The organism is Xanthomonas sp. DAR 35659 (assembly GCF_041242975.1).
Classification (GTDB): domain Bacteria; phylum Pseudomonadota; class Gammaproteobacteria; order Xanthomonadales; family Xanthomonadaceae; genus Xanthomonas_A; species Xanthomonas_A medicagonis.
Map to the genome: position 1 here is coordinate 2179102 of NZ_CP162488.1, position 23526 is coordinate 2202627.

Genomic DNA, 23526 nt, shown 5'->3' on the forward strand with positions numbered 1-23526 from the left:
CACGCGCGGGTAGGTGGGCCAATGACTTGCCAAGCCGGCAGGCAGCCATTATCTAGTGTCCAGTCTCACGGAGTGATTCCATGCGCGCCTCCCCGGTCCACTCCTCGCTCGATCCGCGTGCCCGGCAGCTTCTGCGCACGCTGATCTCGCGCTACATCCGCGATGGCGAACCGGTCGGCTCGCAGACCCTGGCCCGCCACGCCGGGCTGGACGTGAGCCCGGCGACGATCCGCAACATCCTCGCCGACCTGGAGGACGCCGGGCTGCTCAGTTCGCCGCACACCTCGGCCGGGCGCGTGCCCACCGCCACCGGCTACCGCGTGTTCGTCGACAGCCTGGTGCAGATGCGCCCGCCGGCCGAGGGCGAGGTGGCGCGGCTGCGCGCGGAGATGGCCAATGCCGCCGGCACCCAGGCGCTGCTGGGCAGCGCCTCGGAGCTGCTGTCGGCGATGACCCATTTCGTCGGCGTGGTCAGCGCGCCCAAGCGCGAGCAGTTCGCGTTCCGGCACATCGACTTCGTGCCGCTGGACGCGCGGCGGGTGCTGGCGATCCTGGTGTTCGCCGACAACGAGGTGCAGAACCGGGTGATCGAGCCGCGCAAGGCCTACGAGCCGGCCGAGCTGGAGCGCGTCGCCAACTATTTGAATACGCATTTCGCCGGCCGCGCGCTGGCCGACATCCGCGCCAGCCTGCTGCGCGAGCTGCGCCATGCGCGCGACGCGATGGAGCAGTTGCTGGCGCACAGCGTGGAGCTGGCCGAGCAGGCGCTGGCCCCGGCCGGCGACGACATGGTGCTGGCCGGGCAGACCAAGCTGATGGGGGTGCAGGACCTGTCGGACCTGGACCGGCTGCGCGAACTGTTCGAGATCTTCGCCAGCAAGCGCGAGATCCTGCAACTGCTGGAGCGCACCATCCGCGCGCCGGGCGTGCGCATCTTCATCGGCGAGGAGACCGGGGTGGTGCCGCTGGAGAGCGTGTCGCTGGTCACCGCCCCGTACATGGCCGGCGGCCAGGTGCTAGGCGTGCTCGGGGTGATCGGCCCCAAGCGCATGGACTACGACCGGGTGATCCCGCTGGTGCAGACCGCCGCCGACGTGCTGGGCGCCACCCTCGACCCGACCCCACCGGCCGAACGCTAGCTGTGATCTGTCGGTAGCGTGTTCCTCCCGGGCCGGCCAGCCGGCCGCCGCGCACCCGCTTTCCCATTCCCGATTCCCGCCTCCCCATTCCCCCAAAATGCAACACAGCATCTTGAATCCCGTCCCGACGCCCACATAGGTGGTCCGGTAGGGCGGGTGCACCTCCCGCCAGGGAACCGGAAATGAACCAAGACCACCCCGAATTCGATTCTGAACACCTGTCCGAGGCGCAGCAGCCCTCCACCGATCCGCTGCAGGCGGAGCTGGAGACGCTGCGCAGCGAACTGGCGCTGGTCAAGGCCGATGCGCTGCGCGAGCGCGCCGACCTGGAAAACCAGCGCAAGCGCATCGCCCGCGATGTCGAGCAGGCACGCAAGTTCGCCAACGAACGCCTGCTCGGCGACCTGCTGCCGGTGTTCGACAGCCTGGACGCCGGCCTGGCCGCCGCCGGCAGCGAGCCCAGCCCGCTGCGCGACGGCCTGGAGCTGACCTACAAGCAACTGCTCAAGGTCGCCGCCGACAACGGGCTGACCTTGCTCGACCCGACCGGGCAACCGTTCAACCCGGAACACCACCAGGCGATCAGCCAGGCCGAGGCCGAGGGCGTCGCCCCGGGCCACGTGATGCAGGTGTTCCAGAAGGGCTACCTGCTCAACGACCGTCTGCTGCGGCCGGCGCTGGTGGTGGTGGCCAAGCACGACTGAGGCGCGCCGCCGCCGGTGCGCGCCTGAATCGGGCGCGTCCGCGGTGGAACGCTTGTTTGCGGTGATGGCTTGAATGAACCCCGGCCATCCCTATATCCGAACCAGACCCCGGCTGCGGCCGGATACCCGACATTTTCAGGAGTCATTCCAATGGGCAAGATCATCGGCATCGACCTGGGCACGACCAACTCGTGCGTGGCGATCATGGACGGCGGCAAGGCCCGCGTCATCGAGAATTCCGAGGGCGACCGCACCACGCCTTCGATTGTGGCCTACACCAAGGACGGCGAAGTGCTGGTGGGCGCCTCGGCCAAGCGCCAGGCCGTCACCAACCCCAAGAACACCTTCTACGCGGTGAAGCGCCTGATCGGCCGCAAGTTCACCGACGCCGAAGTGCAGAAGGACATCGGCCTGGTGCCGTACGGCATCGTGCAGCACGACAACGGCGACGCCTGGGTGGCCACCGCCGACGGGCGCAAGCTGGCCTCGCAGGAAATCTCCGCGCAGGTGCTGGAGAAGATGAAGAAGACCGCCGAGGCGTTCCTGGGCGAGACCGTCACCGAGGCGGTCATCACCGTGCCGGCGTACTTCAACGACAGCCAGCGCCAGGCGACCAAGGACGCCGGCCGCATCGCCGGTCTGGACGTCAAGCGCATCATCAACGAGCCGACCGCCGCGGCGCTGGCCTACGGCCTGGACAAGGGCCAGGGCGGCGACCGCAAGATCGCCGTGTACGACCTGGGCGGCGGCACCTTCGACGTGTCGATCATCGAGATCGCCAACGTCGACGGCGAGAAGCAGTTCGAAGTGCTGGCCACCAACGGCGACACCTTCCTGGGCGGCGAAGACTTCGACAAGCGCGTCATCGACTACCTCGTCGACGAGTTCAGCAAGGACCAGGGCATCGACCTGCGCAAGGATCCGCTGGCGCTGCAGCGCCTGAAGGACGCCGCCGAGCGCGCCAAGATCGAGCTGTCGTCCTCGCAGCAGACCGAAGTCAACCTGCCGTACGTCACCGCCGACGCGTCTGGTCCGAAGCACCTCAACATCAAGCTGACCCGCGCCAAGCTGGAAGCGCTGGTCGACGACCTGGTCAAGCGCACCATCGAACCGTGCCGCACCGCGTTGAACGACGCCGGCCTGCGCGCCAGCGACATCACCGAGGTGATCCTGGTCGGTGGCCAGACCCGCATGCCGAAGGTGCAGCAGGCGGTGGCCGAGTTCTTCGGCAAGGACCCGCGCAAGGACGTCAACCCCGACGAGGCGGTGGCGCTGGGTGCGGCGATCCAGGGTGGCGTGCTGGCCGGCGACGTCAAGGACGTGCTGCTGCTCGACGTGACCCCGCTGAGCCTGGGCATCGAGACCCTGGGCGGCGTGTTCACCAAGATCATCGAGAAGAACACCACCATCCCGACCAAGGCCTCGCAGACCTTCTCCACCGCCGAGGACAACCAGTCCGCGGTGACGGTGCACGTGCTGCAGGGCGAGCGCGAGCAGGCCCGCTACAACAAGTCGCTGGCCAAGTTCGACCTGTCCGGCATCGAGCCGGCGCCGCGCGGCCTGCCGCAGGTGGAGGTGTCCTTCGACATCGACGCCAACGGCATCCTGCACGTGTCGGCCAAGGACAAGAAGACCAACAAGGAACAGAAGGTCGAGATCAAGGCCGGTTCGGGTCTGTCGGACGACGAGATCCAGCGGATGGTCGCCGACGCGGAAGCCAACCGCGAGGAAGACAAGAAGTTCCACGAACTGGTGCAGGCGCGCAACCAGGCCGACGGCCTGATCCACGCCACCCGCAGCGCGATCACCGAGCACGGCAGCAAGGTCGGCGGCGACGTGATCGGCAAGGTCGAGTCGGCGCTGGCGGATCTGGAAACCGCGATGAAGGGCGACGACAAGGCCCAGATCGAGGCCAAGACCAAGGCGCTGGAAGAGGCCGGCCAGTCGCTGTACGCGGCCGCGGCGGCGGGCGAACAGCAGCCGGGCGGCAACGCCGGCGGCGCGCAGGCGTCCTCCGCGGCCGACGACGTGGTCGACGCCGAGTTCACCGAAGTCAAAGACGACAAGAAGGCCTGATCCAGCCTTAGGGAATCGGCTCGCGAAGGAGCGGTGCTCAGGCTCCGCTCCTTCGCCGTTTAAGGTTCCCGGTTCCAGCGCCGCTATGACGTATCGCCACAGGATGCCCGTTTTGAACCATTCCCCATTCCCGATCGCCCATTCCCTGCCATGAGCAAACGCGACTATTACGAGGTGCTGGGCGTGGCCCGCGGCGCCAGCGACGACGAGCTGAAGAAGGCCTATCGCCGTTGCGCGATGAAGTACCACCCCGACCGCAACCCGGGCGACCAGGCCGCCGAGGCCGCGTTCAAGGAGTGCAAGGAGGCCTACGAGGTCCTGTCCGACGGCAACAAGCGGCGCATGTACGACGCGCACGGCCATGCCGCGTTCGAGCATGGCATGGGCGGCATGGGCGGCGGTCCCGGCGGCCCGGACATGGGCGACATCTTCGGCGACATCTTCGGCAACATCTTCGGCGGGGCCGGCGGCGGCGCGCGCGCGGCGCGGCGCGGTGCCGACATCGGCTACGTGCTGGAGCTGGACCTGGAGGAAGCGGTCGCCGGGATCGAGCGCCGCATCGAGATCCCGACCCTGGGCGAATGCGAGCACTGCCACGGCAGCGGGTCGGAAGACGGCAAGGTCGAGACCTGCGGCACCTGCCACGGCCGTGGCCAGGTGCGCATCCAGCGCGGCATCTTCGCCATGCAGCAGAGCTGCCCGCACTGCGCCGGCCGCGGCCAGATCGTGCAGAACCCCTGCGGCACCTGCCATGGCGCCGGGCGCGTCGAGGAGACCAAGGTGCTGTCGGTCAAGATCCCCGCCGGCGTGGACAATGGCGACCGCATCCGCCTGTCCGGCGAAGGCGAGGCCGGGCCGGCCGGCACGCCGCCGGGCGACCTGTACGTGGAAGTGCGCGTGCGCGAGCACCCGATCTTCCAGCGCGACGGCGACGACCTGCACTGCGAGGTGCCGATCCGCATCTCCCAGGCCGCGCTGGGCGACACCGTGCGCGTGGCCACCCTGGGTGGCGAGGCGGAAATCCGCATTCCCGCCGAGACCCAGACCGGCAAGCTGTTTCGCTTGCGCGGCAAGGGCGTGCGGTCGGTGCGCAGCCGGAGCGAGGGCGATCTGTACTGTCGCGTGGTGGTGGAAACCCCGGTCAATCTCACCGCCGATCAGCGCAAGTTGCTGGAGCAGTTCGAGGCCACCTTCACCGGCGAGGACGCGCGCAAGCATTCGCCCAAGTCGGCGACCTTCATCGACGGCGTGAAGGGCTTCTGGGACCGGATGACGTCCTGATCCTCGCGCGCGTGTGGCGCGCCGGCATGGTGCCGGCGTGACCACCGCACGCTACACGCGTGGCGCAACGCTGCGCGTGCCGGGTTCTGCCGCTGGCGCGCTCCGGCATGCGACACTGCCGCGGCGCCGACCCAGGCGCGTACGCTTGCAGGATCCGCCATGGACGTCGGCCGTGTTTTTCTCGTTTTCCTTCGCCTCGCCGCGCTGTTGGTCTGCGCAGGCGGCGCGGCGCCCGCGCTGGCCAGTTCCGACGCCGGCTGCTCGCCCGGCCTGTCGCTGCAGTTCGGCGAGTACGGCGGCTGCCAGAACACGGTCGCGCTGGCGCCGGGCAGCGACACGCGGATCAACCTGCTGCTGTTGATGCGCGATGGCGCGGCGCCGGCCATCGCGCGTGCCGGCGCGCTCGCGCCGGCGTTCACCTGGGAGGATGCGGTGGCGGTGCTGCAACCGCCCGGACAGCCGCAGAGCAGGGGCGCCGACGCACTCCTCGACGGCGACGCCAACCGCTGCAACAGCCATGCGCGCGGCGGCAGCGCGTTCGACGCCGCGCTCGACGCCAATCCGCGCGTGCCGGCGGCCGAAAAAGCGCGCCTGCGGCAGGCGCGGCCGGCGCAGTGCCCGGACCAGGAAATCGCCGTTCCCACCGAGGTCGCCTCGGCGGCGGGCAGGGAGTTCGCGCAGTACCTGCAGGCCGCCAGCGCGTTCTATGCCGGCGCGTTCGATGCGTCCGCGCAGGGGTTCGATGGGTTGGGCAAGGCGGCCGATCCCTGGCTCAGGGAAACGGCCCGCTACATGCGCGGGCGGGTGGCGCTGAATGCGGCGCAGGTCGACAGCTTCGACGAGTACGGCGTTCAGCGCGATCCGCCACAGGTCGACCGCGCCGCGTTGGCGCGCGCCGAACAGGCATTCGCCGACTACCTGCGCGACTACCCGCGCGGACGCTACGCCGCCTCGGCGCGCGGCCTGCTGCGGCGCCTGGACTGGCTCGGCGGCGACACCCAGAAGCTGGCCGCCGAATACGAGCGTCTGCTGCATCTGCCGGCTGCGCAGCGTGGCCTGTCGGACGCGGAACTGGCAGCGGAAATCGACAACAAGCTGCTCGCGAGCGCCGATCCCGCGGCACTGAGCACGCCATGGTTGCTGGCGGTGGCCGATCTCAAGGCGATGCGCCCGGGCGGCGAGCGCCAGCGGCTCTCGTTGGCGGCACTGCAGGCGCAGCGGCCGAAGTTCGCCGACACGCCGGCGCTGTTCGCGCTGGTGCTCGCCAGCTACCACTACTACGTGGCCGATGCGCCAGCGCAGGCGCTGCGGGTGCTGGAAGCGGAGACCGGCAAGGCCGCGCCCGGGCGCGGCAACGTGGCCTTCGCCATCGCCATGCTCAAGGGCCTGGCACTGGAAGCCAGCGGCGCGCCGGACCTCGCCACCTACTGGCGGCACCTACTCGACAGCGCCGACCCGGCCTCGCAGCGATCGCTGGCGCAACTGGCGCTGGCGCGGCGCCTGGAGCGCGACCGTACGCTCGACCAGGCGTTCGCCCAGGATTCCCCCATCGACCACCAGGCGGTCCGCGACCAATTGCTGATCTATGCCGCCAGCGCCGATCTGCTGCGCCGCCATGCCCTGGCGCCGACCGCATCGGCGCACGAGCGCCAGCTCGCCGCCTTCGTGCTGCTGTACAAGGACCTCACCCGGGGCCAGCCCAAGGCCTTCCTGCAGGACCGCGCGTTGCTGGCCAATCTTCGGCTCGACCGCGACGAGGCGGTGAGCGAGCCGTACTGGCTGCCGCGGTTCTCCTCGCCGCTGGAGGTGTTCTCCAGCGCCGCCGAGCAGGGCGAGGACGCCTGTCCGGCGATCGAGGCGGTGGCCGCGCGCCTGGCCGAGCGCCCTGCCGATGCGCGCGCGCAACTGTGCCTGGCCCGGTTCGTGCAGAACAACCAATGGGACGATTTGCCGATCAACCTGCCGCCGCCAGCCGCCGAACTGGGCGGGGCGCCGGCGCAATTCCCCGGTCCCGTGTACTTCCGCATGCCGGTCTACCAGCGCATCATCGACGACCCGCAGGCGGCCGCCGGCGACAAGGCACACGCCCTGTACGAGGCGATCAGCTGCTATGCGCCCACCGGCTACAACCACTGCGGCGGCAAGGAGGTGCCGGTGGCCGAGCGCAAGCGTTGGTTCCAGCGGCTGAAACGCGACTTCTCGTCCTCGTCGTGGGCGCGGGACCTGAAGTACTACTGGTGAGGCGATCGCTCGGGTACTGCGCCGTGCTGCTGGCGCTGTGCGCCGGCTTCGGCGCAGCCAGCGCCGCGCCGGTGGACGCGCGCCGCCACGACGCGTTCTGGCTGTGGGCCGGAGTGCGTCCGCAGCCGGTGCTGGCCAGCGCGCGGCGCGTGTATCTGCTGCAGGCCGAAGTGCCGATGGAGGCGGGGGCGCCGCCGCGTCTGCTGTCGCAACGCGCCGCGTTGCCGCGGCTGCGCCACTGCCAGGTGTGGATGGTGCTGCGGGTGGAACGCATCGACTGGACGCCGGCCTTGTATGCGGCGGTGCTGGCGCAGTTGCAACGCTGGCGCGAGGCCGGCAACGCGGTGGCGGGCCTGCAGATCGATTTCGATGCCGGCACCGGCCGGCTCGCGCAGTACGTGGCCTTCCTGCGCACCCTGCGCGCGCACCTGCCGGCCGACTACCAACTCGGCGTCACCGGCCTGCTGGACTGGAGCGTCAACGGCCGCGCCGAGGCGCTGGACGCGCTGGGCCAGGTGGTGGACGAGGTGGTCTTGCAGATCTACCAGGGACGCGCGGTGATCCCCGACTACCCGCTCTATGTCGCGCGGCTGGGCAGATTGCGGGTGCCGTTCCGCATCGGCCTGTTGCAGGACGGCGACTGGCAACCGCCGGATGGATTGCAGGCCAATCCATGGTTTCGCGGCTACGTGGTGTTCCTGCGCAACCGCTGAGCGGTCCGGACTGGACGCGCGTTCGCTGATTGGCCGACTGGCGCTGCATGGTCGCGCGGCGTGTCATCCGCCGGCGCTGGGCGCATCTCCGATCGGGGCGCGGGCCCTGCGCGCGCCGGTGCCGCGGCCTAGAATGGGCGCATGAACGCAGACACCGCCAGCCATCTCGTCCACGGCCGCCGCCAGCGCCCGGATGGACCCTCGCCGATCGATGTGATCTCGGTCCAGTCGCAACTGGTGTACGGCCATGCCGGCAACAGCGCGGCGGTGCCGCCGCTGCGCGCGCTGGGCGTGCGCGTGGCCGAGATCCCCACCACCTTGCTGAGCAATGCGCCGTTCTACGCCACGTTGCGCGGCAAGGTGCTGCCGTCGGACTGGTTCGCCGATCTGCTGCTCGGCGCCAGCGAGCGCGGCCTGCCGCAGCGCGCGCGCATGCTGGTGTCCGGCTACTTCGGCAGCGTCGGCAACGGCGCCGCGTTCGCCGACTGGCTCGATGCCACGTTGCCGCAGTGCCCGACATTGCGCTACTGCCTGGACCCGGTGATCGGCGATACCCACACCGGCCCCTATGTCGAACCGGGGCTGGAACGCGTCTTCGCCGAGCGCCTGTTGCCACACGCGTGGCTGGTCACGCCGAACGCGTTCGAACTCGGCCGCCTGACCGGCATGCCGGCGCTGGCCCAGGACGATGCCATCGCCGCCGCGCGCGTGCTGCTGGCGCGCGGACCGCAGTGGGTGCTGGCGCACAGCGTCGGCGGCGATGCCGGGCAACTGGTGACGCTGGCGGTGAGCCGCGAGGCGGTCTATCGCTGGTGCTCGCCGCTGCTGCCGGTGGACGTGGCCGGTACCGGCGACGTGCTGATGTCGCTGCTGGTGGCGTTCCTGCTGCGCGGCGAGGCGTTCGAACTGGCGATCGGCCGCGCCATCGCCGGCGTGCACGCCGCGCTGGAAGCGACGCTGGCCGCCGACTGCGAGGAACTGGATGTGCTCGCCGCCGCGCCGGCGGCGCTGGCCACGCCGCTGCGCTTCGCCGCCGAGCGGCTGGCGTGAGCCTGCGCCCGGTCGTCGGCATCGTCGGCAGTGCCGGCGCCTACGGCCGCTGGCTGGATCGCTTCTTCCGCGAACGCATGCAATTGGAGGTGCTCGGCCACGATCCGGCCGACCCGCAGTCGCTGTCGCCGCAGGCGCTGCTGGCGCGCGCGCAGGTCCTGGTGTTCTCGGCGCCGATCCGGCAGACGCCGGCGGTGATCGGCGAGTACGTGCGCCTGGCCGAGGGACGCGAGCGCGGGCAACTCTGGTTGGACGTGACCTCGGTGAAGCGCGCGCCGGTGGCGGCGATGCTGGCCTCGCAGGCGGAAGTGGCGGGCCTGCATCCGATGACCGCGCCGCCGAAGTCGCCGACCTTGAAGGGCCGGGTGCTGGTGGTCTGCGAAGCGCGGCTGTCGCACTGGCAGGCGTGGCTGCAGCAGGCGTGCGTGGCGCTGGAGGCCGAGTGCGTGCGCAGCACGCCCGACCACCACGACCGGGTGATGGCGCTGGTGCAGGCGATGGTGCACGCCAGCCACCTGGCGCAGGCCGGCGTGCTGCGCGCGCATGCGCCGACGCTGGGGCCGCTGCAGGCGCTGCTGCCTTACCGCTCGGCCTCGTTCGAATTGGATACCGCGATCATCGCGCGCATCCTGGCGCTGAATCCGGCGATCTACGAGGACATCCAGTTCGGCAACCCGTACGTGGGCGAGGTGCTCGACGGCCTGATTGAGCAGCTCTCGCGCCTGCGCGACCACGTGCGCGGCGGCGACGACGCGGCGCGCGGCGCGTTCCGCGCCGAGTTCCTCGACGCCAACCGGCAGGCGCTGGGCGAGGCGGCGATCGCGCAGGGCAACTACAGCTACGAACGCGTCGGCTATCTGCTCGCCGATCTCACCGAACCGCTGACCCTCAGCGTCTACCTGCCGGAGGATCGCGCCGGTTCGTTGCGGACCCTGCTGTACGTGTTCGAGCGCCATGGGGTGAGCCTGACCTCGATCCATTCCTCGCGCACGCCGGCCGGGGAACTGCATTTCCGCATCGGCTTCGATCCGGCCACGCCGGCGACGGCCTTGCAGGCGGCCGCGGCGGAGATCGACGCCAGCGGGATCGGCCGGGTGCTGCCGCAGCAGTGAAGCGGCGCCCATTGCCCCTGTAGGAGCGGCTTTAGCCGCGACATGCACCGTGCGAGCGCGATGTGGGAGGCGCTTCAGTCCCAATGGGTGGCAGCGTCGGCATCAGATGGATGGATAGTGATGATGCATCGAAATAAAATAGAAAACCTCATAAAAATGGATGCGGAAGATCGTTATCGGTACTTTTTGAGGAAGGTCGCTGATTACGAGGAGGTTTGGGGTTTGAAGGGGGCGAACGGTTGGTTGACGGTCGATGCCTGCGATCATGGAAGGATCGGGGTGCCGCTCTGGCCTGAAAAAGAATTCGCGGTGGTAAATTGCGTCGGGGAGTGGGCTCGTGCCAATCCTGAGAAAATAGAGCTATCGGTTTTCATCGAAAGATGGATTCCCGGATTGATTCGGGATAATAGGGTTATATCTGTGTTCCCCGTTGTTGCTGGAAAATCGGTTCATGTCGATCCGAGGTTATTTCTGTCGGAAATCGAGAAGGAAATGGATCAATATGAGTAACGTGTCGCGTGCGCGGGCCGCCGCACAGACGTTGCTTCCTGGCCTCCTCTCGGCTTCAGCCGCGACAGGACGTTCGTCGGTTGGATCCTGTCGCGGCTGAAGCCGCTCCTACAGGGAGGATGGAGGCAATCGGCGCGTCATCCACAGGCGGTGTGGATGGAATGCGCGCAAACATGTGGATAAGTGACTGCGCGCCTTGCAGGACAGGCCTGGCGAGACGCTGGTCAATTATTGACCACGTGTCTCATGCGTGCCTCGCGACGATGCGCTCACACCGCGGTCAGGGTCAGCTCGCCGCCAGTGGTGGTGAATTGCTGGCCGCGGCGGATCAGTTTGCGGCCATCGGCCAGTTCGTAGCGCAGCGCCGGTGCGGCGTGGGCGTCGTGCTGCGCCTGTTGCTGTTGCGGTTCGTCCTGGAACTCGGTGATCAGGTAGGCCTCGCCATCGGGGCCGAGGGCGGGCAATTGGCGGAAGGACATGGCGTTCTCCTGTCGAACGCAGCGTCGAACGAAGGGGCAGCAAGCGCCCATGTGGCGGGCGCGTGGCGCCGCGGACGCTGCACCGGGCGCAGCGCGACCGTAGCCCCGGCGTCGTTAGCGCGGCGTGCTCAGTCGATGAATTGCAGGCGCGCCAGTTCCGCGTACAGGCCGCCCTGCGCCAGCAGTTCGGCGTGGGTGCCCTGGGCGACGATGCGGCCTTTGTCCATCACCACGATGCGGTCGGCCTTGAGCACGGTGGCCAGGCGGTGCGCGATCACCAGCGTGGTGCGTCCGGCCATCAGCCGTTCCAGCGCCTGCTGCACGGCGTGCTCGCTCTGCGCGTCGAGCGCGCTGGTGGCCTCGTCGAGCAACAGCAGCGGCGCATCCTTGAGCAGGGCGCGGGCGATGGCGATGCGTTGTTGCTGGCCGCCGGACAGGCGCGCGCCGCGTTCGCCCAGTTCGCTGGCATAGCCCTGCGGCAACTGGCGGATGAACGCGTCCGCCTCGGCCGCGCGCGCCGCGTCCTCGACCTCGGCATGGCTGGCGTCGAGCCGGCCGTAGCGGATGTTGTCGGCGGCGCTGGCCGCGAACAGGGTCGGGTGCTGCGGCACCAGGGCGATCTGGTCGCGCAACTGCGCCGGGTCCAGATCGCGCAGGTCGGCGTCATCCACCCGCACCGCGCCGGCCTGCGGATCGTGGAAGCGCAACAACAGCGACAGCACGGTGCTCTTGCCCGCGCCGGAGGGGCCGACCAGGGCCACGCTCTCGCCCGGATGCACGTGCAGGTCGAAGCCGTCCAGCGCCGGGTGGTCGGGGCGCTGCGGATAGCGGAACACCACGTTGTCGAAGCGCACCTCGCCACGCAGCGGCTGCGGCAGCGCGCGCGGTTGCGCCGGTGCCACCACTTCGGGACGTTCGGCGAACAGTTCGGCGATGCGGCCCATGCCGCCGGCGGCGCGTTGCAGGTCGTTCCACACCTCGGCCAGGGAGGCCACCGAGCCGCCGCCGAACATGGCGTACAGCACGAACTGGCCGAGCGCGCCGGCGCTCAGTTCGCCGGCCGCCACTTCATGTGCGCCGGACCACAGCACCAGCACGATGGCGCCGAACACCAGCACGATCGCCGCGGCGGTGATCATCGCCTGCGCCCGCACGCGGCGCCGCGCCACGTCGACCGACAACGCCAGCGCCGCGCCGAAGCGACCGCGTTCGTAGGGTTCGCGCGCATGCGCCTGTACCGTGCGCACCGCGCCCAGGGTCTCGGCGGCGAGCGTGTTGGCGTCGGCGACGCGGTCCTGGCTGCTGCGCGAGATCTTCTGCAGGCGGCGCGCGCCGAGCACGATCGGCAGGACCGCCAGCGGAATGCCGAGCAGCGCGTAGGCGGCCAGGTGCGGGCTGGTCACGAACAGCATGACGATGCTGCCGACCACCGTCACCGTGCTGCGCAGCGCCACCGACATGGTGCTGCCGATCACCCCGCGCAGCAGTTCGCTGTCGGCCGACAGCCGCGACACCAGTTCGCCGCTGCGGTTGCGGTCGTGGAACCCGGCGTGCAGCCCGATCAGGTGCGCATACAGGCGTCCGCGCAGGTCGGCGACGACCCGCTCGCCCAGCAGCGACACGAAGTAGAAGCGCAAGGCGGTGGCGACCGCGAGCACCACCGCCACCGCGAACAGCAGCGCGAAGGATTGGTTGATCCGGCTGCCGTCGCTGAAGCCGTGGTCGATCATCTGGCGGACCGCGACCGGCAGGCTCAGCGTGGCGCTGGAGGACACCGCCAGGGCCAGCAGCCACGCGCAGAACAGGCCACGCTGGCGCTGCACGAACGGCCACAAGGTGCGCAGGCTGCCGAGTTTGCGCAGCGACTTGGCCTGGTCGGCCGACGGATCGTTCATGCGGGGGCGGTTTCCGAACAGCGGACTCTGTTCCGGGTGGCGTCGCGCAGCCGGGTTTTCAAGGCGGCGAGCCGATCGCCGGGCAGGCGCACGCGCAATTCGGCGCCGCCGGCATCGAAGCGTTCATCGAGCTTCTCCGCGGCGCAGGCGCTAAGCGCCGCATGCACCAGGCCCAGATCGTCGAACGCGCAGTGTACGGTCAGCGTGCACAGGGCCAGCAACGGTTGCCGCGGCGCCAGCCGCAGGCACTCGGCGGCGCTGCCGCCGTAGGCGCGGACCAGGCCGCCGGCGCCGAGCTTGATCCCGCCGAACCAGCGCGTCACCACCACCACCACGCGATCGAAGCCCTGGCCGTCGATCGCGGCCAGGATCGGGCGGCCGGCGGTGCCGGCGGGTTCGCCGTCGTCGCTGGAGCGGTAGGCGTCGCCGAAGCGGTAGGCCCAGCAGTTGTGGGTGGCGTCGGCCACGGCGACCTGCTGCACGAACGCCAGCGCCTCGCCGGCGTCCTGGATCGGCGCGGCCTGCGCCAGGAAGCGGCTGTGCTTGATGTCCACGCTATGGCTGACGGGATGGGGGAGCGTATCGGGCATCGGCGCCATTCTAGTCGAGGTGCCGCGCTGGGCCGCGGAGGCGGTCGCTGGCGACGCCTGTGCGGACCGGATGCGCGCCTGCGACCTGCTTTTGCGCGGCTCTCGTGCAAGAGGCGGCGGCAGCGCTGGTCAGCGCATGGCAGTGGGGGCGGCGCGACCGATTCTCATGGTGCGGGTGCGGGTATCAGCGTCGGCACCGGTATGGGGAGTACCGGTGTTGCCGTAGGCCAAGTGGCGCCCGCATGGCACGCAGGAACAGCGAGTGTCGGCCCAGCGTCGCGTGGCGCGGGCCAGCGTGGCTCAGTGCCGCAGTTGCGGGCGGCGCGTCAGTCGTCGAGCAGCGTGCGCAGATCCTTGGGGATGCGTGCGTGCGGATGCTCGTGTCGGAAGCGTTGCAGGCTGGCGCGCGCGGTCGCCTCGTCGCCGGCATCGCGGTGCGCGCGTACCCGCGCCAGCCATCGCCGCGGCGACAGTTGCGCATCGTCCTGCACTGCGGCCGCACGCGCCGGATCGGAGGCGATGGCCTGTTCGGATGCGGGCAGGGGGGACGCCTGCGCCGCGATCGGCGCTGGCGCAGCCATCGGCGCATTGGCCTGCTTCCGCGCGAGGTTGCCCGTCACGTCCACAGTGGAGGCGTCAGCGTCGTGCGTTTGCCGTGACGTGTCGTCGTCGGTGCGCTCGGCCCTCGTGCTGGGGAGAGCGCGGCGCATGCGGTCGTCCTGCGGCTGCACGCGTCTGGGCGTTGCCGGCTTCGCCAGTGCTTCAGGCTGCTCGGGAAGCGGCGCGAGCTCCATTGCCGGGGCAGGCGCGGCCGGTGGCGCGGGCGGCGACGGGGGGGCGACGAACGGCGCGGGCTCGGGCTGGCGTGGCGTGTCCACAGGCGGCGGCGTGGCCGCGGCGCGTTTGGGAGCGCGCGCAGCGGTCGTCGACACCTGTTCCAGCGGCGCGGCCATGGCTGGCGCTGGCGGCGGGGGCGGCGAGGGGGGCGTGAGCGTTCGTGCAGGTGCAGGAGCATCGGATGCGCTCGCCGCATCCGCGGATCCAGCCGCCGGCTCGGCAGTCGACTCCTGCGCCGTGCTCTCGGTGGCCGCGTCCCCGGTAATCAGGGCAGGCGCCACCGGCGTGGCCATCGGCGCGGGGGGCGTGCGCAGTTGCCAGGCGATACCGGCCGCCAGCGTCAGCGATGCGGCCAGCCCGGTCCACGCCGGCCAGCGCCTGCGGCGGCGCCGCGCTAGCGTGCCGGGCTGCGGATGGTCCGTCGCCGAAGCGGCGGACCGCGGCGGCATCGGCGCTGGCGTGGCGCCGGTGTCAGCTTCGGCGTCGGCGTCGGCATCGTGCGGCGGCGCGGCCGTCGCCGGCGCTGCCGTCACCGCCGCGCGTGCCGCGGCCAGGATGCTCGCATCCAGCGCCGCCGACGGCAGCGCCTGCCGGCCCAGGCGCAAGCGTTCGGCCAGGGCGCGTTCTTCGGGGGTCAGCGGTTCGTCGCGCTTCATTCGCCCAGCCTCGCGCGCAGCTTGTCCATCGCGTAGCGCAGCCGCGACTTGACCGTTTCGCGGCCCACCCCGGTGATCTGTCCGATCTCCTCCAGGCTCAATTCCTGTTCCAGGCGCAGCAACAGCACTTCGCGTTGTTCCTCGGGCAGATCGTCGAGCGCCAACTGCAACTGGCGCCGCTGTTCGAACGCCGACAGTTGCCGTTCCGGCGTCTCCGGATCCGGCACGCTGGCGGTGCGCAGGTCGGCATCGACCGGCGCCGGCGGCCGGTGCTTGGCCGCGCGCCAGTGGTCGCCCAGCCGATTGTGGGCGATGCGCAACAGCCAGGTGCTGAACGCGGCCTGCGGCTGCCAGCCCTGGCGTGCGGCGATGACCCGCTGCCACACGTCCTGGAACATCTCCTCGGCCAGCGCCACGTCGCGCAGTTGGCGCAGCAGGTAGTGGTAGAGGCGGCCGCGGTGGCGCGCGTACAAGGTCTCGAACGCGCCGGCATCGCCGGCCGCATAGGCCAGCATCAGGGCTTCGTCGCTCGTTTCGACCAGGGCGTCCACGGCGGCAAGCCTAAGCGTTCGGCGGCCCGGCGCATAGCGTGGCGTGGTGGGGGTGGCAGGCGAGGGCGGAAAGGCGAGCATTGTGACAATGAACGCCCCACGATCACGCGTGGGGTTATGCGTGCGTCCCCGTATGTACCGGTATGCTGGCGGCAGGGGAGGCGTCGGGCAGGTCCGACGTCATCTAGGAGTTGTTGTCGATGTTCAAGCCGTCTGCGATCGCGCGCCAGGATCAACCCGACGGCCGTGTGTCCGAACAGGCCGCCAGCGTGCTGTGCGGCCTGCTGCCGCCGGGCAGCGATGTGGCCATCGCCTGTGGCGACGGCGCGGTCGGCTGGCTGGTCGGCGCCACCGCGCAGGCGCCGGCGTGGTTGCTGGCGCTGGTCCGGCGCGGCCTGGTGGAGCCGGTGACGGCGCCCGCGCAGGCGCTGCTGCATGTATTGAAGACGCCCGATGGCGCCTGCGTGGCGGTGGCCGCGCGCCTGCAGCAGCCGCTGGAGGCGGCGCAGGGCGCGGCCTGGGGCGAGATGGCGGTCGCGCACGGCCTGGCGCTGCTGGAAACCGAGCGGCTGCGCGCGCGCATCGAGGGCCTGGAGAAGTCCAAGCAGCTGCAGCAGGCGCTGTACGAGATCGCCGACCTGGCCGGCGCGGACCTGGAAATGGGGCAGATGCTGCAGCGGGTGCATTCGGTGCTGGCGTCGCTGATGTACGCGGAGAACTGCTACATCGTCGAGTACGACGAAGAGCAGAAAAGCATGCGTTTCCTGTATTTCTGCGACAAGCACGACGATTTCGTCGCCGACCCGCAGCAGTTGTACTTCCAGCGCGACATGCCCAACAGCCTCACCTTCGCCCTGCTGCGCCACGGCCAGGCGGTGCGTGGACCCTCGGAAGAAGTGCGCGCACGGCTGCTGGTGGGCCAGGACTCGCGGCATGGTCCGGACAGCAAGGACTGGCTGGGCGTGCCGATGCTGCGCGAGGGCCGCGTGTGCGGCGCGATCGTGGTGCAGAACTACGACCGCGCGCTGCACTACACCGACGCCGACCGCGCGCTGCTGGCCTACGTCGCCCAGCACGTGCTGACCGCGATGGACCGCCGCCATGCCCAGGTGCAGTTGGAGCGGCGCGTGCAGTTGCGCACCCAGGAGCTGCAGCGCGCCAACCACGACCTGCAGGACGAGATCCTGGAACGCAAGCGCGCCGAGACCCTGCAGCTGGCCTTGTTCCGCATCGCCGAGCTGGCGATCCGCTCGGAGAGCCTGCAGCAGTTCTATGCCGAGGTGCATGGCATCGTCGGCGGCCTGATCGATGCGCGCAACCTGTACATCGCCCTGCTGTCGGACGACGGCAAGATGCTGGAGTTCGTCTATTCGGTCGACGAGTACACCCCGCGCCGGCCGCGGCGCCGCCGTGGCCGCGGCCTGACCGAGTACGTGATGCGCAAGCGCCAGCCGTCGTTGCTGGAGCTGGCCGACATCGAGGCGCTGGTGGCGCAGGGCGAGGTGCAGGAATACGGCACCCGCTCGCACAGCTGGCTCGGCGTGCCGTTGTTCGACGAGGGCGAGGTGGTCGGCGCGATCGTGGTGCAGAGCTACGCCTCGCAGGTGCGGTTCACCGAATACGACCAGCGCCTGCTGACCTTCGTCGCGCACAACGTCGGCGGCGGCCTGGCGCGGCAACGCGCGCAGGAACGTTTGCAATTGGCGCACGCCGAGCTGGAGCAGCGCGTGGCCGAGCGCACCCGCGAGCTGGCCGAGGTCAATCAGCAGTTGCTGGCGCAGATCGCCGAACGCTGGCGCGCCGAGCAGCGCCTGACCCACCAGGCGCTGCACGATGCGCTGACGGGATTGCCGAACCGCTCGCATCTGCTGGACCGGCTCGGCGAAGCGATCAGCCGCGCGCGCCACGGCGACGGCACTTCCTTCGCGGTGCTGTTCCTGGATCTGGACCGGTTCAAGCTGGTCAACGACAGCATCGGCCATGCCGCCGGCGACGAGATGCTGGTCGAGGTGGCCAAGCGCATCGTCTCCACCATCCGCAGCGACGATGTGGTCGCGCGCCTGGGCGGGGACGAGTTCGCGATCCTGGTGCAGTGCGCGGACGACCTGGACGGGGTGCGCGAGCTGGCGCAGCGCCTGCTCGGCGTACTCGGCCAGCCGATGTGGGTGGCCGGCCGCGAGCTGTTCCCCTCCGGCAGCCTGGGCATCGCCGCCTGGCATCCGCGCTACAACAGCGGCGAGGAATTGCTGCGCGACGCGGATGCGGCGATGTACCGGGCCAAGGCGCAGACCCAGGACCGCTGCGCGGTGTTCGACGAGGCGATGCGCGAGGCCGCGCTGCGCAGCCTGGATCTGGAGGCGGACCTGCGGCGCGCGATCAAGAGCGGCGACTTCGAGCCCTTCTATCAGCCGATCGTGCGCCTGGGCGACGGCCAGGTGGCCGGCTACGAGGCGCTGTTGCGCTGGCGCCACGAAAGCCGCGGGCTGCTGGTGCCCAGCCAGTTCATCGATCTGGGCGAGGACAGCGGGCTGATCGAGCAGGTCGACTGGCTGCTCTACGAGCAGGTGATCCAGCGCCTGGCCGGGGGCGAGGAGTGGTACGTGTCGGTCAATGTGTCGCCGCGCCATTTCCGTTCGCCGGACTTCACCGAGCGGCTGTTCGGCCTGATCGACGGGGCCGGCGCCGATCCGCGGCGGCTGCGCGTGGAGATCACGGAGGTGGCCTTGCTCGACGATGCGCCGCGAACGCTGACGATCCTGCAGGCCTTGCGCGAGCGTGGGGTGCTGGCGCAGTTGGACGATTTCGGGACGGGGTTTTCGGCGTTGTCGTATCTGCACCGGTTCCCGATCTCGGCGCTGAAGATCGATCAGAGTTTCGTCGCCGGGTTGCATGGCGACAGCGGTGCCGGGAGTTACGCGCTGGTGCGCAGCATTCTCGCGCTGGCCAGTACGTTGGGGATCGAGACGATCGGGGAGGGGATCGAGACGGAGCAGCAGTTGGAGACGTTGCGGGAGTTGGGGTGCGATTATGGGCAAGGGTATTTGCTGGGGCGGCCTGCGCAGTTGGATTGAGGGTTGGTGAGGGGCGTTCGTGGGGCGCGCTGGGATCGGCGGCGGAAAGGGGGACGTAGCTCTGTTTGTGTTATGTGGTTGGTGGTGTGCGAGGGATAGGTCGGCTTAGTGATTAAGTCGTAGTCGTAGTCGTAGTCGGAGCAGGAGCAGGAGCAAAGCTTTCGCGCTTTCGCGCGAGTCACTTTTCTTTGCTCGTGCAAAGAAGCGCTCCTCAGCAGCCGCAGGCTGATCAAAGTAACCAAAAGAAGCGCTTCACCACAGCCGAAGGCTGGTCAAGCACGCCCTGCCTTGCGCCCTCCGCGCTGCGCGCTACGGGTCCGCGTCCGTGACGGGGATTCGCGGAAGGGGCATCCTGCCCCTGCCGCGAACGGCGCACATCCATGTGCGCCGCCCCTCCGGGGTTCTTCCCCGCCACGGCCGCCGCTACGGAAGGGAACCCGATAAATCAAAAGCAACAGCAACAACAACAGCAGCAACAACAACAACAATCCACAGCAACAGCGGCGCACTGCGATTGGTCTGGCAGGAGCCCTTTGTGGGGGAGCGACTTCAGTCGCGACGAACGGAGCGGGGAAGCTACAGGCTTGAAGTCGTCCGGGACGGGACCGAAGCCCGCCACAGCGCACCGGCTAACGCTTCGAAATCCCTGTAGGAGCGGCTTCAGCCGCGACCGGGTCTGGCCCGCATGCAGCGGGCTGTGCGGGCTATAGGATTTGCAATGACCACGAGGGCGCCAGGCGCAACGCCGCGTGCTCTCGGTTTGCGGCTGGTCGAAAAAGCGAGGTTCAACGCAACGCGTTGCGGCGCTTCTCGTCGATCCGCGCCGTAGGAACTATGAGGCGCCGGATTCTGTAACGCGTCGCCACGCGCCAAGCGCTGACCGCCGATCGGCTGCTGTTAGCGCAGCGCGTTCCGGCGCTTTTCGTCGATCCACTTAGAAGCCTGCGCCGGCATGTAATCCCGCATCCAGCCCAGCATCGTGTCGATGTCGCTGCCATACCACAGGTCGGCGCGCTGGTCCGGATGCAGGAAGCGCTCTTCGACCATGCGGTCGATCATGCCGATCAGCGGGGCGTAGAAGTCCTCCACGTCCAGGAACGCGCACGGCTTGTTGCCGATGCCGAGTTGACGCCAGGTCAGCATCTCGAAGATCTCTTCCATCGTGCCGAAGCCGCCGGGCAGGGCGACGAAGCCGTCGGACAGGTCGAACATGCGCGACTTGCGCTCGTGCATCGAGCCGACGATCTCCAGTTCGGTCAGACCGCGGTGCGCCACTTCCCAGTCTGCCAGTTGCTTGGGGATCACACCGGTGACCTGGCCTCCCGCGGCGAGTACCGCATTGGCCACGGTGCCCATCAGGCCGACGTTGCCGCCGCCGTAGACCAGGCGCAGGCCCTGCTCGGCGATGCGCGTGCCCAACGCGGCTGCGCGCTCGGCGTAGGCGGGTTTGTTGCCGGCGTTGGAGCCACAATAAACGCAGATCGATTTCATTGAGTGTGTTCCGTCGATGCGACCGGGAAAGCGGTCAGTCAGTCGGTGTACGTTCTTGCTTTTTGCTCTTTGCGCGTAGCAACCACGACGCGCCGATCGCGACGAACATCGCGCCGCATCCGGCAAAGGCCAACTGCCTGCCGAGCGCGGCGGCGGCGAAGAACATCAGTCCGGCGGCGACGAACAGGATGCCGCCGAGGGCGGGGTGGGTTGGAACTGCCATGGCGGGTTCCTTCACTGGAAAACGAAAGAAGGCTTCGTCACGAGACGAAGCCTTCTGCAACGACGAGTGACACAGGCGCCTCAATTGGCCTTGTGGATCGCCCGCTTGCTGACCGCCATCGCGGCGTCGTGGATCGCCTCGGACAGGGTCGGGTGGGCGTGGCAGATGCGCGCCAGATCGTCGGCCGAGCCGTTGAACTCCATCGCCAGCACGCCTTCGTGGACCAGTTCGGAGACGCCGACGCCGACCAGGTGCAGGCCGAGCACGCGGTCGGTCTCGGCATGCGCGATGACCTTGACGAAGCCCGCCGGCTCGCCCATCGCCACCGCGCGGCCGATCGCCGCGAACGGGAAGCTGCCGGTCTTGTACGGCACGCCCTCGGCCTTGAGCTGTTGCTCGGTCTTGCCGACCCAGGCGATTTCCGGCTCGGTGTAGATGACCCACGGAATCGTGTCGAAGTTGACGTGGCCGGGCAGGCCGGCGATCAGTTCGGCGACCGCGATGCCTTCCTCGAAGCCCTTGTGCGCCAGCATCGGCCCGCGCACGCAGTCGCCGATCGCCCACACGCCGTCGACGCCGGTGTGGCAGTGCGCGTCGACCTCGATCTGGCCGCGCTCGTTGACCTTCACCCCGGTGCCCTCGGCCAGCAGGCCCTTGGTCGCGGCGCGGCGGCCCACGGCCACCAGCAGCTTGTCCACGGTCAGGCTCTGCTCGCCGGCGCCGTCGGTGTAGCTGACGACCACTTCCTTCTTCTTGCCCTTGCCGGTGACCTCGGTCTTGGAGACCTTGGCGCCGAGATGGATGTCCAGGCCCTGCTTCTTGAATTCCTTCAGCGCGGTCTTGGCCACTTCGGCATCGGCCAGGGCCAGGAAGTCCGGCAGCGCCTCGAGGATGGTGACCTCGGCGCCCAGGCGCTTCCACACGCTGCCCAGTTCCAGGCCGATCACGCCGGCGCCGATCACCGCCAGGCGCTTGGGCACTTCGGTGAAGTCCAGCGCGCCGACGTTGTCGACGATGGTGTCGCCGTCGAACTTGGCGAACGGCAGTTCGATCGAATCCGAGCCGGCGGCCAGGATCACGTTGGTGCCCTTCAGCTCAACGACGCTGCCGTCGTGCTGCTTGACCTTGACCACGTTGCCCGGCTGGAGTTCGCCGAAGCCGTAGTACGGGGTGATCTTGTTCGCCTTGAACAGCATCGCGATGCCGCCGGTGAACTGTTTGACGATCTTGTCCTTGCGCCCGACCATCGCTTCGACGTCGATCTTGGCGTCCTTGAAGCTGATGCCGTGCTCGCCGAACAGGTGGCCCATGTTCCAGAACTGGCGCGAGGAATCCAGCAGCGCCTTGGACGGGATGCAGCCCACGCGCAGGCAGGTGCCGCCCAGCGCCGGCTTGCCGTCCTTGCCCAGCGCCGCGTCGATGCACGCGGTCTTCAGGCCCAACTGCGCGGCGCGGATGGCCGCGTGATAGCCGGCAGGACCGGCACCGATGACGACGACGTCGAATTGTTCGCTCATTTCATTCGCTCACACGGGAATGGGGAATAGGGAATGGGGAATGGCAACGGCGCAAGCGCCAGCGCTCTCCCATCCAGGTCCAGGCGGGAATGGAGCGGGGACGGGGCTTGCCCGATTCCCGAATCCCCATTCCCGATTCCCGGCTCTTACAGACCGAACAGCATCCGGCCCGGGTTTTCCAGCTGGTTCTTGATGTCGACCAGGAACTGCACCGAGTCCTTGCCGTCGATGATGCGGTGGTCGTAGGACAGCGCCAGGTACATCATCGGCGCGATCACGACCTGGCCGTTCTCGGCGATCGGACGCTCCTTGATCGCGTGCATGCCCAGGATCGCGCTCTGCGGCGGGTTGATGATCGGGGTCGACAGCAGCGAGCCGAAGGTGCCGCCGTTGGTCACGGTGAAGGTGCCGCCCTGCAGTTCCTCCAGGCTCAGCTTGCCGTCGCGCGCCTTCTTGGCGTAGTCGGCGATGCCCTGCTCGATGTCGGCGAAGGACTGCCGCTCGACGTTGCGCAGCACCGGCGTGACCAGGCCCTTGTCGGTGGACACGGCGATGGAGATGTCGCTGTAGCCGTGATAGATGATGTCGTCGCCGTCGATCGAGGCGTTGACCAGCGGGAAGCGCTGCAGCGCGTTGGCCGCGGCCTTGACGAAGAAGCTCATGAAGCCGAGCTTGATGCCGTGCGCCTTCTGGAACTCGTCCTGCAGCTCCTTGCGCGCGGCCGACACCTTGGCCAGGTTGACCTCGTTGAAGGTGGTCAGCATCGCGGTCGAGTTCTTCGACTGCATCAGGCGCTCGGCGATGCGCTTGCGCACGCGGGTCATCGGCACGCGCTCTTCCGGGCGCGCGCCGCTGGCCTTGCCGGCGCCGCCGTTCTTGGCGTAGTTGAGGATGTCTTCCTTGGTCACCGCGCCGCGGCGGCCGGTGCCTTCGACCTGTGCCGGATCCACGCCTTCGGTGATGGCGCTGAAGCGCGCGCCCGGCGGCAGGCTGGCCACGTCGCCGGCGGCCTTGGGCGCCTCGGCCTTGGTGGCCTTCGGCGCTTCCGCGGCGGCGGCCTTGGGCGCGTCGGCCTTCGGCGCCTCGGCCTTGGCCTCGGCCGGGGCGGCCGCGGCGGTCGCGCCTTCCTCGATGATCGCCAGCAACTGCGAGCTGGTCACGGTGGCGCCGGCCTCGAACTTGATCTCCTTCAGCACGCCGTCGACGGGCGAGGGCACTTCCAGCACGACCTTGTCGGTCTCCAGGTCCACCAGGTTCTCGTCACGCTTGACCGCGTCGCCGGCTTTCTTGTGCCAGCTGGCGATGGTGGCGTCGGATACGGATTCGGGCAGTACCGGAACTTTGACTTCGGTGGCCATTGCAGGGGGCGTCCTAGTGGTGTCTTTATTGG

The 23526-nt window shown here is 69.2% G+C and carries 19 protein-coding genes; 10 read left to right on the top strand and 9 right to left on the bottom strand.

Annotation, left to right across the window (positions count from 1 at the left end):
* Positions 1-80: 80 nt before the first annotated feature.
* From hrcA to AB3X07_RS09350, 9 genes are all read left to right on the top strand, one after another.
* Positions 81-1139 (top strand): heat-inducible transcriptional repressor HrcA, encoded by a 1059-nt coding sequence (gene hrcA, locus AB3X07_RS09310; protein WP_369944212.1) that lies wholly within the window; start codon positions 81-83, stop codon positions 1137-1139.
* Positions 1140-1321: 182 nt separating this feature from the next.
* Positions 1322-1843, top strand: a complete 522-nt coding sequence (gene grpE, locus AB3X07_RS09315; protein ID WP_369944214.1) for a nucleotide exchange factor GrpE — start codon at positions 1322-1324, stop codon at positions 1841-1843.
* Positions 1844-1993: 150 nt separating this feature from the next.
* Complete coding sequence (dnaK, locus tag AB3X07_RS09320; protein ID WP_369944216.1) at positions 1994-3919, top strand: molecular chaperone DnaK; 1926 nt, start codon at positions 1994-1996, stop codon at positions 3917-3919.
* A 150-nt stretch (positions 3920-4069) separates the two neighbouring features.
* A complete protein-coding gene (gene dnaJ, locus AB3X07_RS09325; protein WP_369944218.1) occupies positions 4070-5200 on the top strand; it encodes a molecular chaperone DnaJ in 1131 nt (376 codons plus the stop codon).
* Positions 5201-5359: 159 nt separating this feature from the next.
* On the top strand, positions 5360-7441 hold the full coding sequence (locus AB3X07_RS09330; protein WP_369944219.1) for a hypothetical protein: 2082 nt from the start codon (positions 5360-5362) through the stop codon (positions 7439-7441).
* Positions 7438-8154, top strand: coding sequence for a DUF3142 domain-containing protein (locus tag AB3X07_RS09335; RefSeq protein WP_369944220.1), 717 nt, complete (start codon positions 7438-7440; stop codon positions 8152-8154). The genes AB3X07_RS09330 and AB3X07_RS09335 overlap by 4 nt, the downstream gene beginning before the upstream one ends.
* Before the next feature lie 141 nt (positions 8155-8295).
* The gene (gene pdxY / locus AB3X07_RS09340) at positions 8296-9204 is read left to right on the top strand and encodes a pyridoxal kinase (protein WP_369944222.1); all 909 of its coding nucleotides are present in this window, start codon (positions 8296-8298) and stop codon (positions 9202-9204) included.
* Positions 9201-10316, top strand: a complete 1116-nt coding sequence (locus AB3X07_RS09345) for a prephenate dehydrogenase (protein ID WP_369944223.1) — start codon at positions 9201-9203, stop codon at positions 10314-10316. The genes pdxY and AB3X07_RS09345 overlap by 4 nt, the downstream gene beginning before the upstream one ends.
* Positions 10317-10439: 123 nt before the next feature.
* Positions 10440-10826, top strand: coding sequence for a DUF2750 domain-containing protein (locus tag AB3X07_RS09350; protein WP_369944225.1), 387 nt, complete (start codon positions 10440-10442; stop codon positions 10824-10826).
* 269 nt (positions 10827-11095) lie between these two features.
* Here the strand turns inward: AB3X07_RS09350 and AB3X07_RS09355 are convergent, their stop codons facing one another.
* From AB3X07_RS09355 to AB3X07_RS09375, 5 genes are all read right to left on the bottom strand, one after another.
* Positions 11096-11305, bottom strand: coding sequence for a hypothetical protein (locus AB3X07_RS09355; protein WP_369944226.1), 210 nt, complete (start codon positions 11303-11305; stop codon positions 11096-11098).
* A 128-nt stretch (positions 11306-11433) separates the two neighbouring features.
* Positions 11434-13200 carry an ABC transporter transmembrane domain-containing protein gene (locus tag AB3X07_RS09360; protein ID WP_369944227.1) on the bottom strand — a complete coding sequence of 589 codons (1767 nt, stop codon included), beginning with the start codon at positions 13198-13200 and terminating at the stop codon, positions 11434-11436.
* Positions 13197-13799 carry an IMPACT family protein gene (locus AB3X07_RS09365; protein ID WP_369944228.1) on the bottom strand — a complete coding sequence of 201 codons (603 nt, stop codon included), beginning with the start codon at positions 13797-13799 and terminating at the stop codon, positions 13197-13199. Before AB3X07_RS09365 ends, AB3X07_RS09360 begins: the two co-directional genes overlap by 4 nt.
* A gap of 317 nt (positions 13800-14116) precedes the next feature.
* Positions 14117-15283: a hypothetical protein gene (locus AB3X07_RS09370; RefSeq protein WP_369944229.1), complete on the bottom strand. Its 1167-nt coding sequence runs from the start codon at positions 15281-15283 to the stop codon at positions 14117-14119.
* The gene (locus tag AB3X07_RS09375) at positions 15280-15834 is read right to left on the bottom strand and encodes an RNA polymerase sigma factor (protein ID WP_369944231.1); all 555 of its coding nucleotides are present in this window, start codon (positions 15832-15834) and stop codon (positions 15280-15282) included. Before AB3X07_RS09375 ends, AB3X07_RS09370 begins: the two co-directional genes overlap by 4 nt.
* Before the next feature lie 200 nt (positions 15835-16034).
* On the opposite strand from AB3X07_RS09375, the gene AB3X07_RS09380 reads away from it, so the two are divergent.
* Positions 16035-18905, top strand: a complete 2871-nt coding sequence (locus tag AB3X07_RS09380; protein WP_369944233.1) for an EAL domain-containing protein — start codon at positions 16035-16037, stop codon at positions 18903-18905.
* 897 nt (positions 18906-19802) lie between these two features.
* On the opposite strand, the gene AB3X07_RS09385 is transcribed toward AB3X07_RS09380, so the two are convergent.
* The 4 genes from AB3X07_RS09385 to sucB form a co-directional block, all read right to left on the bottom strand.
* Positions 19803-20396 (bottom strand): TIGR00730 family Rossman fold protein, encoded by a 594-nt coding sequence (locus tag AB3X07_RS09385; protein ID WP_369944234.1) that lies wholly within the window; start codon positions 20394-20396, stop codon positions 19803-19805.
* 34 nt (positions 20397-20430) lie between these two features.
* On the bottom strand, positions 20431-20619 hold the full coding sequence (locus AB3X07_RS09390; RefSeq protein ID WP_369944235.1) for a hypothetical protein: 189 nt from the start codon (positions 20617-20619) through the stop codon (positions 20431-20433).
* Between the two features lie 80 nt (positions 20620-20699).
* Positions 20700-22136, bottom strand: a complete 1437-nt coding sequence (gene lpdA, locus AB3X07_RS09395; protein ID WP_369944236.1) for a dihydrolipoyl dehydrogenase — start codon at positions 22134-22136, stop codon at positions 20700-20702.
* 146 nt (positions 22137-22282) lie between these two features.
* Positions 22283-23494, bottom strand: a complete 1212-nt coding sequence (gene sucB / locus AB3X07_RS09400) for a dihydrolipoyllysine-residue succinyltransferase (RefSeq protein ID WP_369944238.1) — start codon at positions 23492-23494, stop codon at positions 22283-22285.
* Between the last annotated feature and the right edge of the window lie 32 nt (positions 23495-23526).

Excerpts from the sequence above, each read along its gene's own strand:
- AB3X07_RS09360 (WP_369944227.1), bottom strand. The coding sequence starts at position 13,200 with ATGAACGATCCGTCGGCCGACCAGGCCAAGTCGCTGCGCAAACTCGGC.
- pdxY (WP_369944222.1), top strand. The coding sequence starts at position 8,296 with ATGAACGCAGACACCGCCAGCCATCTCGTCCACGGCCGCCGCCAGCGC.
- lpdA (WP_369944236.1), bottom strand. The coding sequence starts at position 22,136 with ATGAGCGAACAATTCGACGTCGTCGTCATCGGTGCCGGTCCTGCCGGC.
- hrcA (WP_369944212.1), top strand. The coding sequence starts at position 81 with ATGCGCGCCTCCCCGGTCCACTCCTCGCTCGATCCGCGTGCCCGGCAG.
- AB3X07_RS09385 (WP_369944234.1), bottom strand. The coding sequence starts at position 20,396 with ATGAAATCGATCTGCGTTTATTGTGGCTCCAACGCCGGCAACAAACCC.
- AB3X07_RS09355 (WP_369944226.1), bottom strand. The coding sequence starts at position 11,305 with ATGTCCTTCCGCCAATTGCCCGCCCTCGGCCCCGATGGCGAGGCCTAC.
- dnaK (WP_369944216.1), top strand. The coding sequence starts at position 1,994 with ATGGGCAAGATCATCGGCATCGACCTGGGCACGACCAACTCGTGCGTG.
- AB3X07_RS09350 (WP_369944225.1), top strand. The coding sequence starts at position 10,440 with ATGCATCGAAATAAAATAGAAAACCTCATAAAAATGGATGCGGAAGAT.
- sucB (WP_369944238.1), bottom strand. The coding sequence starts at position 23,494 with ATGGCCACCGAAGTCAAAGTTCCGGTACTGCCCGAATCCGTATCCGAC.
- dnaJ (WP_369944218.1), top strand. The coding sequence starts at position 4,070 with ATGAGCAAACGCGACTATTACGAGGTGCTGGGCGTGGCCCGCGGCGCC.
- AB3X07_RS09365 (WP_369944228.1), bottom strand. The coding sequence starts at position 13,799 with ATGGCGCCGATGCCCGATACGCTCCCCCATCCCGTCAGCCATAGCGTG.
- AB3X07_RS09330 (WP_369944219.1), top strand. The coding sequence starts at position 5,360 with ATGGACGTCGGCCGTGTTTTTCTCGTTTTCCTTCGCCTCGCCGCGCTG.
- grpE (WP_369944214.1), top strand. The coding sequence starts at position 1,322 with ATGAACCAAGACCACCCCGAATTCGATTCTGAACACCTGTCCGAGGCG.
- AB3X07_RS09370 (WP_369944229.1), bottom strand. The coding sequence starts at position 15,283 with ATGAAGCGCGACGAACCGCTGACCCCCGAAGAACGCGCCCTGGCCGAA.
- AB3X07_RS09380 (WP_369944233.1), top strand. The coding sequence starts at position 16,035 with ATGTTCAAGCCGTCTGCGATCGCGCGCCAGGATCAACCCGACGGCCGT.
- AB3X07_RS09390 (WP_369944235.1), bottom strand. The coding sequence starts at position 20,619 with ATGGCAGTTCCAACCCACCCCGCCCTCGGCGGCATCCTGTTCGTCGCC.